Source organism: Streptomyces yatensis (genome assembly GCF_018069625.1).
Taxonomy (GTDB): Bacteria; Actinomycetota; Actinomycetes; order Streptomycetales; family Streptomycetaceae; genus Streptomyces; species Streptomyces yatensis.
In genome coordinates, this window is sequence record NZ_CP072941.1 from 1,881,511 (window position 1) to 1,896,962 (window position 15,452).

15 protein-coding genes are annotated in these 15,452 nt (G+C 71.4%); 2 read left to right on the forward strand and 13 right to left on the reverse strand.

Features of this window, described 5'->3' with window-relative positions; all coding sequences use genetic code 11:
• Positions 1 to 33: 33 nt before the first annotated feature.
• The 6 genes from J8403_RS07255 to J8403_RS07280 form a co-directional block, all read right to left on the reverse strand.
• A complete protein-coding gene (locus tag J8403_RS07255; protein WP_211122424.1) occupies positions 34 to 1,710 on the reverse strand; it encodes a carbamoyltransferase family protein in 1,677 nt (558 codons plus the stop codon).
• A 69-nt stretch (positions 1,711 to 1,779) separates the two neighbouring features.
• A complete protein-coding gene (locus J8403_RS07260; RefSeq protein ID WP_211122425.1) occupies positions 1,780 to 2,754 on the reverse strand; it encodes an NAD-dependent epimerase/dehydratase family protein in 975 nt (324 codons plus the stop codon).
• 114 nt (positions 2,755 to 2,868) lie between these two features.
• Positions 2,869 to 4,140: an MFS transporter gene (locus J8403_RS07265; RefSeq protein WP_246585742.1), complete on the reverse strand. Its 1,272-nt coding sequence runs from the start codon at positions 4,138 to 4,140 to the stop codon at positions 2,869 to 2,871.
• 307 nt (positions 4,141 to 4,447) lie between these two features.
• The gene (locus J8403_RS07270) at positions 4,448 to 5,344 is read right to left on the reverse strand and encodes a glycosyltransferase family 2 protein (protein ID WP_211122426.1); all 897 of its coding nucleotides are present in this window, start codon (positions 5,342 to 5,344) and stop codon (positions 4,448 to 4,450) included.
• On the reverse strand, positions 5,341 to 6,327 hold the full coding sequence (locus J8403_RS07275) for a polysaccharide pyruvyl transferase family protein (RefSeq protein WP_211122427.1): 987 nt from the start codon (positions 6,325 to 6,327) through the stop codon (positions 5,341 to 5,343). Before J8403_RS07275 ends, J8403_RS07270 begins: the two co-directional genes overlap by 4 nt.
• A gap of 100 nt (positions 6,328 to 6,427) precedes the next feature.
• A complete protein-coding gene (locus J8403_RS07280; protein ID WP_211122428.1) occupies positions 6,428 to 6,622 on the reverse strand; it encodes a DUF2795 domain-containing protein in 195 nt (64 codons plus the stop codon).
• A 304-nt stretch (positions 6,623 to 6,926) separates the two neighbouring features.
• Between J8403_RS07280 and J8403_RS07285 the strand changes: the two genes are divergently transcribed.
• Complete coding sequence (locus J8403_RS07285; RefSeq protein WP_211122429.1) at positions 6,927 to 7,451, forward strand: hypothetical protein; 525 nt, start codon at positions 6,927 to 6,929, stop codon at positions 7,449 to 7,451.
• A 49-nt stretch (positions 7,452 to 7,500) separates the two neighbouring features.
• Here the strand turns inward: J8403_RS07285 and J8403_RS07290 are convergent, their stop codons facing one another.
• The 3 genes from J8403_RS07290 to J8403_RS07300 all read right to left on the reverse strand — a co-directional run bounded on the left by J8403_RS07290 (position 7,501) and on the right by J8403_RS07300 (position 11,471).
• Complete coding sequence (locus J8403_RS07290) at positions 7,501 to 8,085, reverse strand: hemerythrin domain-containing protein (protein ID WP_281427907.1); 585 nt, start codon at positions 8,083 to 8,085, stop codon at positions 7,501 to 7,503.
• A gap of 25 nt (positions 8,086 to 8,110) precedes the next feature.
• Positions 8,111 to 9,313: a hypothetical protein gene (locus J8403_RS07295; protein WP_211122430.1), complete on the reverse strand. Its 1,203-nt coding sequence runs from the start codon at positions 9,311 to 9,313 to the stop codon at positions 8,111 to 8,113.
• 343 nt (positions 9,314 to 9,656) lie between these two features.
• Positions 9,657 to 11,471 (reverse strand): APC family permease, encoded by a 1,815-nt coding sequence (locus J8403_RS07300; RefSeq protein ID WP_211122431.1) that lies wholly within the window; start codon positions 11,469 to 11,471, stop codon positions 9,657 to 9,659.
• Positions 11,472 to 11,811: 340 nt separating this feature from the next.
• On the opposite strand from J8403_RS07300, the gene J8403_RS07305 reads away from it, so the two are divergent.
• Positions 11,812 to 12,261, forward strand: a complete 450-nt coding sequence (locus tag J8403_RS07305; protein WP_211122432.1) for a DUF1931 family protein — start codon at positions 11,812 to 11,814, stop codon at positions 12,259 to 12,261.
• A 27-nt stretch (positions 12,262 to 12,288) separates the two neighbouring features.
• On the opposite strand, the gene J8403_RS07310 is transcribed toward J8403_RS07305, so the two are convergent.
• The 4 genes from J8403_RS07310 to J8403_RS07325 all read right to left on the reverse strand — a co-directional run bounded on the left by J8403_RS07310 (position 12,289) and on the right by J8403_RS07325 (position 15,448).
• On the reverse strand, positions 12,289 to 12,720 hold the full coding sequence (locus tag J8403_RS07310; protein ID WP_211122433.1) for a DUF2267 domain-containing protein: 432 nt from the start codon (positions 12,718 to 12,720) through the stop codon (positions 12,289 to 12,291).
• A gap of 97 nt (positions 12,721 to 12,817) precedes the next feature.
• Positions 12,818 to 13,375 carry an Hsp20/alpha crystallin family protein gene (locus J8403_RS07315; RefSeq protein ID WP_211122434.1) on the reverse strand — a complete coding sequence of 186 codons (558 nt, stop codon included), beginning with the start codon at positions 13,373 to 13,375 and terminating at the stop codon, positions 12,818 to 12,820.
• A gap of 16 nt (positions 13,376 to 13,391) precedes the next feature.
• The gene (locus tag J8403_RS07320; RefSeq protein WP_211122435.1) at positions 13,392 to 15,185 is read right to left on the reverse strand and encodes an FAD-dependent oxidoreductase; all 1,794 of its coding nucleotides are present in this window, start codon (positions 15,183 to 15,185) and stop codon (positions 13,392 to 13,394) included.
• Positions 15,185 to 15,448, reverse strand: coding sequence for a UBP-type zinc finger domain-containing protein (locus J8403_RS07325; RefSeq protein WP_198267890.1), 264 nt, complete (start codon positions 15,446 to 15,448; stop codon positions 15,185 to 15,187). The genes J8403_RS07320 and J8403_RS07325 overlap by 1 nt, the downstream gene beginning before the upstream one ends.
• Between the last annotated feature and the right edge of the window lie 4 nt (positions 15,449 to 15,452).

Below are 15,452 nucleotides of genomic sequence, written 5' to 3' on the forward strand. Positions count from 1 at the left end.
TCGACAAGTGGTCCGGTGGCGCGGGCAGCCCGCTCAGGTCCCCTTCCGCGGTGCCGTATCGGTCCGGCCGCCCGCGAACAGCGCACCGCGGCGGATCACGAACGGCCCGATGGCCAGCAGGTCGACGGGGGCGGAGCCGAAGCACTCCAGGGCGTCACGCGGATCGTCGACCATGGGGCGGCCGGAGGTGTTGAGACTGGTGTTGACGACCACGGGCAGCCCGGTGCGCCGTTCGAACGCGGTGAGCATGCGGGCCACCAGCGGTTCGGCCGCGGCGTCGACGGTCTGGATGCGGGCCGTACCGTCCACGTGCACCACGGCCGGGATGCGATCACGCCACTGCGGGGCGACACCGTGCACGAAGAGCATGTAGGGGCTGGGCAACGGGCCGTCGAAGATCTCGGGCGCGCGCTCGGCCAGCACCATCGGAGCGACCGGCCGGAACTGCTCCCGTCCCTTGACGTCGTTGAGCCGCTCCAGGTTTCCGGACCTGCCGGGGTGGGCGAAGAGCGAACGGTGGCCGAGCGCCCGCGGCCCGTACTCGGAACGCCCCTGGAACCAGGCGACGATCGCGTCGTCCGCGAGCGCCTCGGCGACCGTCTCGGCGACATCGGCCGGACGTTCGAAGGGCACGGCCGCCGTTTTCAGCCACGCCTCCACTTCGGCGTCCGACCAATGGCGTCCCAGGTCCGCGCCGGTCATCGGCCCCGGCCGGTCGCCGGCCTCGGCGGAGAGCAGCAGCGCACCGCCCAGCGCGGTGCCCGCGTCACCGGCGGCGGGCTGGACCCAGACCCGGTCGAACTGCCCCTCTTGGGCGATGCGCGAGTTGGCGACGCAGTTGAGCGCCACTCCCCCGGCCAGGGTCAGCACCCGGTCGTGGGTACGTCCGTGCAGCCAGCGGACCAGGTCCAGCAGCGTCTCCTCCAGACACGCCTGGACGCTCGCGGCAAGGTCGGCGTGCGCCTGTGACCACGCCTGGCCGGAGCGGAGGGCGGGGCACAGACCGGCCCACGGCACACCCGTGGCGTGGAAGCCGCCGTCACCGGTGGCGAACACGTACCGGCGCAGCTCGGGGAGCATCCGGGGGGTGCCGTAGGAGGCGAGGGCCATGACCTTGTACTCGTCGGAGGAGCGCAGGAAGCCCAGGTGTTCGGTGAGTTCCTCGTACACCAGCCCCAGGGAGTGCGGCAGTTCCTGCCCGTACAGCGGCTCCAGCCGGTCGCCGGTGCGGCGGGCCGCCAGGTGGGAGGTGGCTTCGCCCCGTCCGTCGAGGACGAGGACGGAGCTGGTCTCGGCGCCGGGCGCGGCGAGGGCGCAGGAGGCGGCGTGGGCCATGTGGTGGGGGACGAAGCGCACGGCGTCCGGGTCGAGCCCGGGAAGGGCGGTGTGGAGGAAGCCGGGGGCCTGGCGGGCGTAGGTGAGCCGGAGGTGGTCCCAGGGGTCGTCCAGGCCCATGGTCGCGGCGGGCCGGGCCAGGGCCGGGTCGAAGGAGTAGGCGACGGCGTCCAGGTCCTGGGGGCGCAGGCCCGCCTGCTCCAGGCACCACACGGCCGCCTTCTCGGGGAGTTCCCAGGCGGAGAAGGGAACCGGGCGCTTGCCGTGCTTGCGCCGCGAGAACCGTTCCTCCTCCGCGGCGGCGACGGTGCGTCCGTCGACGACGAGGGCGGCGGCCGGGTCGTGGAAGAGGGCGTTGATGCCGAGGATGCGCATGGGCGGGGCCTTTCCGTGGCTCCGGGGCCGCTGGGGAAACGGGTACGGGGCGGGATACGGGGCGGGGGCTCAGGCGGCGGCCCGCGCGCGGAACCACTCGATGGTGCGGGCCAGCCCCTCGTCGGCGGAGACGGCCGGCGCCCATTGCAGCTTGCCGCGCGCGAGGGTGATGTCCGGGCAGCGGACGGCGGGGTCGTCGATGGGACGGCCGATGAACTCGACGGTGGAGCGGGACCCGGCCAGCTGGATGATCTTGTGGGCGAGATCCAGCATGGTGATCTCGTCCGCGTTGCCGATGTTCACCGGTCCGCGCAGGTCCGACGCCGCCAGCGCGAGAATGCCGCGCACGGTGTCGTCGATGTAGGCGAGGGAGCGCGTCTGCGCGCCGTCGCCGGTGACGGTGAGCGGTTCCCCGGCCAGCGCCTGACGGATGAAGGTGGGCACGGCTCGTCCGTCATGGCCGCGCATCCGCGGGCCGTAGGTGTTGAACAGCCGGACGACGGCGGCATCGGTACCGTTGCCTGCCGCCTCCGCGACGGTCAGCGCCTCGCCGAAGCGCTTGGCCTCGTCATAGACGCTGCGCGGCCCCACCGGGTTGACGTTGCCCCAGTAGCGCTCGTTCTGCGGGTGCTGCTGGGGGTCGCCGTACGCTTCGGAGGTCGAGGCCAGCACGAAGCGTGCCCCGTGGCGGCGGGCCAGGGCCAGCGCGTTGCGCGTGCCGAGGCTGCCGGTCTCCAGGGTGTGCAGGGGCAGTCGCAGATAGTCGGCGGGCGAGGCCGGTGACGCGAAGTGCAGGACGAGGTCGGCGGGCCGTTCCACGTCGAAGGGCTCGGTGACGTCCCTGCGCAGCAGGGTGAAACCGGTCTGTCCCCTCAGGTGGGCGACGTTCTCCGGGGTGCCGGTGCAGAAGTCGTCCACACAGGTGACGGTGGCTCCTCGGGCGAGCAGCGCCGAGCACAGGTGCGAGCCGACGAACCCGGCCCCGCCGGTGACGACGGCGTGCGCCCAGGAGGGGGCGGAAGCTGCGGAGTCACTGGTCACCATGGCCCTTCCCTTCCCTTCACGCATGGGACCCCCGGATACCCGCATGAAGGGGACGCAATCAGGACATGGCGGCTACGCGGACCGCTCGGCCCACCGCTTCCCCGTCCGCACCGGTCACGGGACGGGGGCCGGCTCCTCGGCGTGCGGGGCCTGCCGCGCCGAGGGGGGTGCGGCCCCGGGCACATGGGCGGTTACGGACTTCGCTCCGGAACCGGGCGCCGCGCGGCGGGTGCGGCACAGCGCGCCCGCCCCGATCACCGACGCGATGAGCAGCCCGCCGAGGACGAGGGCGAGGCGCGGCCCCGCCCACTCCATGAGCAGTCCGAGCAACGGCGGGCCCGCCAGGCCCCAGCCCGTCTGCGCGGTGCGCCACACACCCAGTACCCGTCCGCGCATCCCCGGCGGCGGATCGGTTTGCAGCACCGTGGTCCCGGCCGTGTCGGAGACCGACTCCACGACGGCCATCGGCGCCGTGACCACCAGCAGCACCACCAGGGTGGGGGAGAGCCCGGCGACCACCTGCAAGAGCGCCCCGACCGCGGCGAACGCGCCGACCAACCGTACGGACGGCCGCTGCATGCGCCCGGCCAGGACGGCGCCCAGGATGCCGCCGACGGCCAGCACGGTGGCGACGGTCCCGAACTGCTCGTCGCTCCCCGCCAGCGGTCCCGTGACCAGTACCGCCAGCGTCAGCCCGTAGTTGCGTCCGAACATGGCACTCACCGCGGTGACCACCGTGAGGGCGACCAGCCGTGGCCTGCTCATGAAGTAGGCCAGCCCCTCACGGGCGGCGGCCACCGGCCGTCGCGCCCGCCGGTCGGGTTCGGCCGGGGCGTGTCCGGCCACCGGGCGGAGGAAGGGGATGACGGCGGCAACGAAGAGGAAGGACAGCCCGTTGGCCGCGTAGGCCGCGGAGGTGCCGAGCGCCCCCACCGCGACCCCGGCGCAGGCCACCCCGATGAGCCGTCCCGCGCTGTGCACCACCGAACCCAGGGCGATCGCCGAGGACACGTCCCGGACGGGTACCAGTTCGTTGCCGAGCAGGGCACACGCCGGCCCCTCCACGGTGGCCACCAGCCCGGTCAGTGCGGAAAGGACCATGAGCGCGGCGACGTCGAGCAGGTCGAACGCGACCAGGGCCGCCGTGGTGAAGGCGATGACCGCCAGCGCCACCTGGCTGACGGCCGCCGTGAGCTTGCGGGGCCAGGCATCCACCGCCGCTCCCCCGGCCAGCCCGAGCAGCAGTCCCGGAGCCGCCTGCACCGCCAGCGAGACACCTGTGGTGGCGGCGGATCCGGTGATGTGCAGCACCAGCAGGTTCTGCACGGTCAGCTGCATCCACGTACCGACGTTCGACACCAGGTTCGCCGCCGACCACCACCGCATGCCGCCGTGCCGGAGGCAACGCCAAGCGGAGCGCTCGCTCCGCCCGGACGAGGGTGGTGCGGGGCGTTCGGGAGATCGAGGCGCGGGTATCGAAGGCAAGGAGGAGGTCACGCGGGCAGGCCGAGGGGGAGGACGGATAAGGGAGCCCCGTCAGGGGGCGGCTGGGCACGGCAACACTGCTACGGCCCAGCGACCGTCCATCATCACAGACGAGTCCTCCGGGCGAAGACCCCGCCGCCGGTGGCCTTACTCACACCGGAAGGCACAGGCCGGGCCCGGAACCAGGAGGCCCGCCCGAAGGCGCTCCTCAGCTCACGTACCGCCGCGCCGTCGAGGTCCGCTGTGTCTCGTCCAGCAGCCGGAGCCGGTCCTCGATCTCCGCGGGGACGACCCGCCGCAGCGCCAGCGTCCGGGGTGCACCTGCCGCCGCCTGGAGGAAGCCGCGCAGACTCGCCGAGTCCCGGGGGACCGTGCGGGCCAGGAACAGGGTGCGGCGCACGGCGGCGGGAAGCGGTCGGCGCAGCCAGGTGAACCACAGGGTGTTGCGCAGCCCCCGTACGCGCCTGGCCACGGGGTCCCGAACCACCGAGGGCGCGTGGTGAGCCGTCATCTCCGGAATGTAGGCGAGCCACCAGCCGCGCACCGCCAGATCGGCGGCGAGCAGCTCCTCTTCGCCGTCCAGCCACAGCCGCGGCGAGAAACCGCCGACACTACGGAACGCATCGGTCCGCACACAGGTCCCGGCGGCGACGAAGGAGCCGAGGGCCGGGCCCGGCAGCCACGGCGGCCCCGGGACGGGTGAGGAGCGCAGCTCCGCCACGATGGGGTCCTCGGTGCCGGCGGGCTCCACGAGGATGCGGGCCGTCACCGTGGCGAGGAGCGGATGGCGGTCCAACCGGTCCACGGCGATCTCCAAGGAGCCGGGCTCCCACCACGAGTCGTCGTCGCAGAAGGCGGTGTACGGGCTGCGCACCTCCCTGATGGCCACGTTCCTGCCGAGTGCCCCGAGGTTGCGGCTGAGGCGCAGCAGCCGTACGCCGCCGTGCAGACGGGCTACCGCGTCGGCGGTCCCGTCGGTGGAACCGTTGTCGGCCACGATCACGGGCGGCCGTTCGGGCAGCTCCGCCAGCCGGTCGAGCGTATGCAGCAGCTCCGCGCGCCGGTTGCGGGTGATGATGACCACGGTGATGCGATCGCCGGTCATGGCCCGCTCCTCGCGCCGCTCGTACGCTCTCGTCGGCCCTCGGGCCACGCGACCGTCGAGAGCACCCGCGCCAGCCCCGCCGTCCCGTCGTCCCCGGTGTCATGGAGACGCGCGCCCAGGAACTCCTCCCGGCGGCGCTCGGCGAGATTCCGGCCGTCGCCCAGGCACCAGGACCACCACCGGTCGAGTTCGGCGCGGACGCACTGCCCGGCGCCCAGCGTCGCGGGCCAGGAGAGGGCCCGCGCCTGCGCCGATACCTTCGCCCCACCGGCGACGGGGTCGACGGCCAGCGCCGGAACACCCGCCCGCAGGGCCAGTACGAGCCCGTGCAGACGGTCGGTGACCACCAGGTCCAGCCGGCTCACCACCGACTCGAACTGCTCCGCCGTCGTACACAGCCGCCAGTCGTGCGCGTCGAGCCGCGTGGTCAGCTCCAGACATGCACAGTCCTTGGCCGCCAGCCACCGGGTCAGCGTGGCTGCCACCTCGGGGTGGCGGCGCGCGCCCGCGTACTCCCCCTGCCCGTGGGTGAGGACCACCCCGACGACCGGGGCACCGGGGCCGGTGGGAGCGGCGGCGGCCAGGTCCCGTACCGGACGGACACCGCCGGGAGCGTCACGGGGCAGGACGTGGTGGAAGCCGGTGACGGCCGGGGCGGAGCCGTCGATCACGGACGTGCCGACGGCGATCCGCACACAGGAGGGAAAGCTCCGGTGCAGTTCCTCGACCTGGGGCCCGTGCGCGGGGCCGCAGAGGAAGACCAGATGGGTATAGCGGTGTCCGGCCGCCTCGGACAGGTGCAGGGCGCCGGGCCGGTAGCCCGGACTCCAGGCCACGTCGTACGGGATGCGGAGGTGGTCCAGGCAGGCTCGGACCCGGCGCAGCGCGAGCGCGTCGCCCGCGGTGACCTCACCGTCCAGGAAGCTGAACCAGCCGGTGAGCAACACTCTCCCGGGCTTCGCCGCCTCGTGCTCGATGGCCATTCGGCCTCCCGCCACCTCGTGCTCGGCCGGGGTGGTGATGGGCGGCATTCAGCGCGTGCGCGCTTCCCTCCGCCCATCATTGCCCGTTCTCACGGTCGGGTCACTTGCCCTTGAAGACGGCCTTCTGCACCTCGTCCGGGCCCTCGAAACGGCCCTTCTTGAGATGCGCCAGCTGATCGACCAGCTGCCGGTCCGCACCGTTGTCCTTGGCCCGTTCGACCAGGGAGTCGCGGTCGGCCGGATAGCTCGCGTCCTTCAGGGCCTTCTGGAGGTCTGTGGGATTGGGCTTGGCCACGGCGCATCCCTCCCTTCGCACTTCTCGGGTTTCGCTGCCTTCATCGGCACGGCACTCGATCCGCCGTGCCTTGCGCCGCCGGGTAACCCGCCGCCATCCGACCCAACCAGCCATGGCCGACCAATTGCCGCGCACTGGCGAATGAGCCGCATGGTCGTTTCGCTGGACATCCGGACGGAGGGGACTCCCCGCGACAGCCCGGAGCGAGTCCGCCGCCTTCCGCCTTCCACCCGGATGGCCCCCCGTGTCCGATTCACCCGTATGGTGGCACCCACCGGAGCCCCGCAGGAGAGGAGCGGCTTCGTTGTCAGGGGATCTGTCATCCATCATCGCGGCCACGGCTCAATGGCTGGTCCGGGCCTACCCGGCGGCCGGAGGAACGATGAATACCGCGCTCGCCGAGGCTCAGGCCCGGCAGGCCGTGACCGTGGCCGCCTGGCTTCGGTATCCGACAGTGACGGAGTCCGCACTCGTGGCGATGGCGGGTCCGGGCGGCTCCGCCCGACTGGAGTGGCTCCTGGGCAGCGAGCCGCTCGAGGTGGACGGAGCGGACATCGCCTGGCGCACCTGGGTGGACGAGGTCGTGGCCAGCTGGGCGGCGGCCCTGCTCGCCTCGCCCGCCCTGGCCCACGCGGCCGTGGCGGCGCTCGCCGCCTGCGAGCACGCGGCCGCCTCACCGGTCGATTTCCGGCGCCTGACGGCTCCCGACGAGTACGACCGGAAGGCCGCGCCGCTGCTGCGCCACCCGGATCTCCTGGCACCGGTCGCGGACCTGCACCATGCGCAGTTGCTCGAGCGCCTGCACAACGACCCCGTGGGCGCCGCCTGACCAGGCACCGGAAGGTCGTGCCCCCCGCGCCCGCCCGCCTTCGCCTTGGTCAGCCGTCCTTACCCATGGCCTTGCGGATGGTGTCACGGGCGCGGTCGACGACAGCCGCCATCGGGCCCGCCGCGATGTTCTTCGCGGCGGTCTCCACGCCCGGATGCGGATGAGTGGGAGCCGTGGCTTCGGCCGCCTTGACCATCTTGGCCATGGCGGCGAGCTGCCCGGCGTCCGTGCGTCGCCGCAGCTGCACGAATTCGTAGCGCTCCTCGGCGCGAGCGTGCGCCATGACCTCGGTGCGCAGCTCTCTCAGCAGCGGCAGGAACCCGGCGTCCGCGGTGTCCATCCCGTCGAGGCGGCTGAGCTTCTCCTTGGCCTGCTTCTCTTCTCGCAACCTGTCCTCGACGACCCCTTCTCCGCCGTCGAAGGACCGGCGGGCCACGGGGTGCACCACTTCCTCCTCCGCCGTCTCGTGGACGGCCAGCATCCGGACCAGGCGGCGGAAGGCCTCCCGCCGGCCGTCTCCCGTGGCCCGCTCCACCTCGTCGAAGAGGTTGCGGATCTCGCCGTGCTGACGCATCAGGAGCGCCACCACATCGTCCAGGCCGTCGGCGGCGTGGCGCTGAGCGTCGTCGGTCACGATGTCCTCCAGAGGCCGGTGTGGGTCAGTCGCGGGAGCGCTGCGACGGCGCGGGGTGCTCGCCCTCGGTTTGCAGCCGGTACTCCCGGCCGAACATGTCGCGGTGCTGCGCCATCACCCGCTCGCTCGGCGGCTGGTCACCGTTGTTGAGCAGAGCCTGCATGGCCTCGAAACGCTCGTGTGCCTCGCGTACATAACCGGTGCCGAGGGTGGTGAGGTCCATCTGGGTGGCCAGCAGCTCACGGACGTATTGCTTGTTGGGCTCGAAGGTGAGCACGTTCGGCAGCTCCCGGCCGACGACCTCCTCGGGCTCGCGGCCGTCGTTGCGACGCATCAGGTCACCGGCGATGCGCAGATGCTCCAGCTCCATGTTCAGGTGCAGCTCCCAGACGGCCTTCACCTTGGGATCGGGCTCCTGCTCCATGAAGGAGTGGTAGAGGTAGCACTCGTTGTACTCGTGCACGACCAGCCGCTCCCACCAGGTCTCGCCCGGATCCACCAGGGACTCGTAGTGGGTGACGTGCTCTTCCTCGATCATTCCGATCTCCTGGTAGAGCTGTCTGGCGATCGGTTCCATGTATTGCGGGCCGACGTTCATGTAGAAGTTCATGGTCTGCTGCTCAGTCGCCATGATCGTCAGCGCGTGCAGTTTGGAGAGCGGCTCGACCCGCGTCCGGTCGTAGGAATCGCGGACGTTGTCCACCGGGTGACGGTGGTGGTAGGGCGTCGGACGGCCCGGCATGACCTCGGTCAGCCCCTGGACGATCTCCTCGGCCTTCCGATGCTCGATCATCTCGTACAGGTTCGCGTACCGGTACAGATGATCGAAGTCCTCCAGCACACCGAACTGGTACGCCTGCGTGAGATACGGATCAGGCTCCATGCGGGCCACCCAGGCCGTGAGGTCCACCGCCACCTGCTCATAGGCGATCGTCGTCTCCAGCACCGAGGCGACCCCCGGCAGCAACCAGTTCACCGCCTTCTGCTGCTGCGCCTCGACATAGCGGGTCCGAGCCAGCTCCCGCTTCACCTCGAGGTCCGGACAGTGGCGCGCCATCTGGTGGCTGAAGAGGATCGCCTCGATCTCGATGCCGTTCATGGCGATGATGCGGCACCGGGTGTACGGGTCGCAGCGGTCCGGGTCGATGGGGGCGACGTCCAGCTCACGCCAGGTGCGGACCTGGCGGTCGAGGGGGATGCCCCGCTGCTCCAACGGGTTGAACGACATATGGGCTCCTATGGTGACAACGGTTCTGCTCTTACCGCACGGTTGGCCCCGCGATGCCACCTTTGGATCGCTTTCACCTCATTGCCGGTTCATCGTTTCCTCCGCACCCCCCGGGGGGGCGCCCCCGCACCGCCCTCCTGACCGGCGACGATCCGCACCCCATCCCGCTCCAGCGGCATCCCTGCGGCTCATGATCACCGACCAGGTCGACTTCTCCCGCGATTCGGGTAAGGAGGTCGCGGCGGAGATCCTCGAACGGCTCCCCGAGCGCGGCCGGTTCGGTGCCGGTTGAGGGAGGTGCGGGCGGGTCATGAGGTCACCGCGATCCCGGCCATGGGACCGGTCACAGCCTCAGGCGGTACGGCATCATGCAGACGACCGCATCGGTGCGCGCCTGTAGGACCGCGGCCAGCAGCAGGCCGCGCTGGTTCTGGAGGAGCGCGTAGCGCCGGTGCCGGGGCTCCACCTCGGGGATGAGCACGGCGACCTCGCGGCCGGTCTCCGTCTCGCGCCGCACGTAGGCGACCATCGGCTGCACCAAAGAGCGGTGCGGACTGTCGACGATCTCCAGACGCACCCCGGGATTCCAGCGCTCCCAGGCGTCCCGCAGCGCCAGCGCCTTCTCGGGCTCGGCCTGGACGCTGACCGCCACGACCTCGTCGCCCAGGGCCAGCGCCGCCGTCAGCGCACGCTGCGCGACCCTGCTGACCTCGCCGAGTGGGACGATGACCAGGCTCATGGTGTGCACGGGCGGGGGCGGGGTCCGCCCGAGCCCCAGTTCCTCGCCGACCGCCTCGTAGTAGCGCTGGATGCGGGTGAACAGCAGCATCAGCAGCGGCACCGCGACCATGACCAGCCAGGCCCCCTCGAGGAACTTGGTGGTCAGCAGGACCAGCCCGGCCACGGTCGTCAGCACGGCCCCCAGGCCGTTGATCATGGCCCGGCGCAGCCACCCTTCGGGCTGCTGGGTCGCCCAGTGGCGTACCAGGCCGACCTGGCTGATGGTGAAGCCGGTGAACACCCCGACGGCGAACAGCGGGATCAGCCGGTGGGTCTCGGCCCCGACCGCGATGAGCAGCAGCGCCGAGAGCACCGCCAGCGCCACCACCCCGTACCGGTACACCGGCCGCTCGGCGCGCAGCCCGAACAGGTGGGGCAGCCGGTTGTCCCGCGCCAGCACGCTCATCAGGACGGGGAGACCGCCGAAGCTGGTGTTCGCGGCGAGCGCGAGGACGAGGGTGACGATGAGGCTGGTGGCGTAGTACTCCCATCCGGTTCCGTACGCGCCGGCGGCGAGCTGGGCGAGGACCGTCACCCCACCGCGCGGCGCCACCTGGTCGCGGCGGATGAGATACGCCATCCCGAGAAGCATCGCGCCGAGAAGTAAGCCCAGCATCAGCTCGGTGTGCTGGGCCCGCTTGACGCGCGGCGCACGGAACATCGGCACACCGTTGGCGATGGCCTCCACACCGGTCAGGGCGGAGCAGCCTGAGGAGAACGCCTTGAGAATGAGCAGGATGCCCAGCGACTCGGTGGCCCGGACGGAGTGGGCGGTGCCGACGACGGCCGCGGGGTGCGAGCGCAGGATCCCCATGACGACGATGCCGAGCATGCTGACGATGAACAGAACAGTCGGCAGCATCAGCACGCGAGCGCTCTCGGCCACTCCCCACAGATTCACCGTGGTGAGCAGGACGAGCAGCACCAGGCAGACGGCGAGCAGATGCGTGGAGAGGACCGGAAAGGCGGAGGCGAGGCTGGCGGCGCCGGCGGCCAGGCTGACGGCGACGGTGAGGACGTAGTCGACGATCAGGGCCGCCGCGGCGAGCAGGCTCAGCCGTGGCCCCAGGCTCTTCTTCGCCACCGCGTAGGCGCCGCCTCCGTCCGGATGGACGGCGATCACCTGGCAGTAGGAGATCACCAGCACGGTGAGCAGAACGACGATGACCATGGTGATGGGCAGCGTGGCGGTCAGCGCCCCGGTTCCGGCGGCGATCAGGACGACCACGATGGCCTCGGGGCCGTACGCGACCGAACTCAGCGCGTCCAGGGACAGCGCGGCCAGCCCCTCGAGGCTGGTGAGCCGGTGTTTGTCGCCCTCCCCGTGGCGCAGCGGTACCCGGGGCCGTTCCTTGCGGTGTGCCAGTCCGAACGCCATGGTGAACCTCGGGGCGGGATATCGGGGGCGTCAGGCGACAGTGTGCCCCGCCGTGGCGCCCGGCCGTCCGAGGCGTGCCCGAACCGCCGCGAGTTCTCCGCCGCTCCCCCGGCTCCCCTGGGCCGACGGAGTGTTCCGGACGGCGCTCCCCGAGTGTCGCCGTCGGGGCGGTGCCCGCGACCATAAGGTGAGCTGGCGCGGGCACCGGCCTGTCGACAGAGAGCGGGCCACGCGATTGGTTCTCGCGGGCCCGTGCGGTCGCGCGTCCGGCGAGCGAGGGTGGCGCTGACGAGGTGCGCCGGGTTGCCGCCCAGCGCCGGACGACTGGAGGTTGGTGACCATGACGGTGATGTCCGTGCCCAGGTTCGAGCGGTTCTTCCGGGCGGCGGCGGGGCTTGATGTCGACAAGAACGACCTCAAGCGCTACAGCGATTTCGTGAACGGCAAACTCTACGATCTGCTGCTCATCGCCGAGGCGACCGCGAAGGCCAACACCCGGGACGTGATCCTGCCCTGGGACCTGCCGATCACCAAGGGGCTGCAGGAGAGCATCCACCGCTTCCGCGCCCTCGACCAGGAGATCGAGCTGAAGCCCATCCTCGACCAGCTCACCACCCATCCGGCCCTGGACCGCACGCCCGACGCCGACACCGAGGCAAGGTATCCCGAGATCATCGGTGGGCTCAGCCTCGCGCTGGCCCAGACTTTCAAGATCGTCTACCCGGACGTGAAGAACCCCCAGACCCAGCACTGGGAGAGGGTCGGGCGGCTCTTCGATCTCCTGCTGTGACACCTGCCGGTGCTGGGCCCTCCGCGGCTATCCCGGGATGACGGTGGCCAGATCGGCGGGCATCCGGCCCCGGAGGTCGTGCCATTCGCCCTCGCTGATGTGGCGCTGCAGGGTCTCCAGGACGGTGTGGACCAGCTGCTCGGTGTCGCCCTGGATCGAGTACGGGAAGTCGTGCCGGATCCGCTGGTAGAACTCCTCGCTGTGCATCTTCACGGGCGTCTCCGCGGGTTTCCAGCCGTCGTAGTAGATGCCGCGCACCAGGAGCGGGAGCTGTGCGCCGAACTGCACGGCCTCGTCCACCGTCAGCCGGTCCCGCAGGTGGTGCAGGACCGCGCGCAGGGCGGCGTAGGACTGTTTGCGGCGCTCCTTGGGCCAGCCGTACGCGTCCTCGATCTCCTTGAGGAGCCGGTTGGTCTTGTCGACGGTCGTGTCGAACGCGGGAAAGCCTGTCGCAACCATCGTGTTCGTCCTTCCGGTGCCCGCGGCGGCCGGCCCGGCGGAGCGGGGGCCGCCGCGGGGAGGAGAGAGCTGGTTCGCGGCCGGCAGGCGCGCAGCCTCAGGGGCTGCCCTGCGACTGCTGCGGCTGTTGTTGTTGCTGGGGTTCCTGCTGCCGCCGGCTTTCGCCTTGAACGCTCTCGGTGATCTCTATATGGCGGGGCTTGGCGGTCTCCGCCTTCGGAACGGTGATCGTGAGGACGCCCTCGGACATGGCCGCCTTGACGCCCTCGGTGTTCACCTCGCTCGGGAGCAGCAGCCGGTACTCGAACCGACCGGTGCGGCGGCCGCCGCGGCGCAGGACGCCCTTGCGCTCCCGTTCCTTGATCTCCCCGGTGACGGTCAGCTCCTGGCCGTTGACCTCGATGTCTATGTCCTGGCGCTTGACGCCGGGGAGTTCGAGTTCGACGTGGTACGCCTCGTCGCCTTCGGTCACATCGGCGGCGGGCGTCCACGTCGCCAGACCGGGCGTCGCCGCTCCGCCGACCGTGGATTCGAGCAGACCGCCCATCTGGTTGAGCAGCTCGTCGAATTCCGCCAGTGGATTGCGCGCCCACACCCGGGGTCGGTCCATCGCGCCTTGGCGCTGCTGTTGCTGTCGTCGGACGGGTGTGCTCATTGTCCTTCACCTCCGGTCAGGTGTAGCGGATGCGTGGGTCACCGCCCGGCGCGGCGGACCGGCCGGACGGAGCTTGGATGTCACCGTTCGGGCGAGTGGGGTCGGCGGTGGTGTGGCCGAGATGGTCATGGATGTGGTGGACGGCCATCGCCCCCTCGCCGGCCGCCGAGGCGACCCGCTTGACCGAGCCGCTGCGCACATCACCGGCGGCGAAGACCCCCGGCAGACTGGTCTCCAGACTCAGACAGCCGTGGCTCTGGCCTTTCCAGACGCCGGCGGCCGACCGGGCCTCGGCCTCGGCGCCGGTGAGCACGAAGCCCCGGTCGTCCAGGGCCAGGACGTCGGCGAGCCAGTCGGTGCACGGCTTGGCCCCGATGAAGACGAACAGCGCGCGGACGTCCACAGTGCGGCGCTCCCCGGTGCGGGTCTGCTCCACCACGATCGACCGCAGGACGTCATCGCCGCGCACCTCGCGGACCTCGGTGTCCACAGCCACGCTCACCCGGGGATGGCGCTCGATCTGGTCGACCAGATAGCGGGACATCTTGGCGCTCAAATCCGGCCCCCTGATCAGCAGATGGACCCGGGGCACCCGTTCGGCGAGGAAGAGCGTCGCCTGGCCCGCCGAATTGCCCCCGCCGACCACGGCGACGGGGTCCGCCCCGCACTGCTGCGCCTCGTAGAGGGTCGCCGCGTAGTAGACGCTCGCCCCCTCAAGACGCTCGATCCCGGGGACCTTGAGTCTGCGGTAATGGGCGCCGGTGGCCAGGACGACGGTACGGCACAGCGTTTCGCTGCCGTCGGCGAAGGTGACGCGGTAGTGGCCGTCGTCCGGTACCAGGGACGTCGCCTCGGCCGGGAGCCGCACCTGTGCTCCGAACTTGCGGGCCTGCAGCACACCCCGCTCGGCCAGCTCGGAGCCGGAGACCCCCGTCGGAAAGCCGAAGTAGTTCTCGATCAGGGACGAGGTACCGGCCTGACCGCCGGTGGCCACCGCGTCCACGACCGTGGTGGTCAGCCCGTCGGAGGAGCCGTAGACGGCGGCGGCGATCCCCGCCGGGCCACAGCCGACGACCAGCAGATCGTTTTTGCTGCGGTCGGGGACCGGTGCGGACAGGCCGATGAGCCGGGCCAGTTCGGCGTTGTCAGGGTTGCGCAGCACCTGGTGGTCACGCCAGATGACGATGGGAGTGTCCTCCGGGCTGATGGAGAAGCGGCGCAGCAGCGCCTCGGCCTCCCGGTCCGTCTCCAGGTCGATCCAGCGGTGCGGCAGCCGGTTGCGGGCCGCGAACTCGCGCAGCCGCCGGGTGTCGGGCGAGTAGCGCGAGCCGAGGATGCGGAACCCGGCGCCGGCCCCGACCAGCAGGGCGCGGCGGCCCAGATAGGCGCGGAGGATGAGGTCGCCGAGGACGGGGTCGCGGGCGACCAGCACCCGCAGCCGGTCCACCGGCACGGCCAGCACCTCCCCGGCCTGGCGGGAGCGGGCGGTGTAGAAGGCCACCTGCCCCTGGAGCAGGCCCAGCTCGCCCAGGAAGCGCCCCGGGCCGTGCACCCTCAGGACCCGCTCGTCCGGGGTGTCGTAGTCCTCGATGATCGCGACCGAGCCGCTGAGGATGACATAGAAGTCCGTGCACTGGTCGCCCTCGCGGATCAGCACCTGGCCGGGCACCACCGGATGGCGGGTACCGTGCCCGGCCAGGAACGTGATCTGCTCGTCCGTCAGCCGCGGATACGCGCCGTACACATCCGGGGTCTCGTCCGGAACCGCTCCCTCGGGTGCGGTGCCTGCGGACCAGTCCTCACTCGTCATCAGGCCATGGCCTCGTGGGCGTAGCACCACCGCCACGTCTCGCCCGGTTCCATGGGCTCGACGATCGGGTGTTGGTCGGCGTACGCGTGCGCACGGGCGTGCTTGAGCGGCGAGGAGTCGCAGCACCCGACGTGTCCGCAGGTCAGACAGAGCCGCAGATGGACCCAGGGGGACCCCAGGCGCAGGCACTCCTCACACCCCTCGGGGCTGCGCGGGGTGACCGGCCGCACCATCGACAGGTGCGGATCGGGCTCGATGGCCATGGCG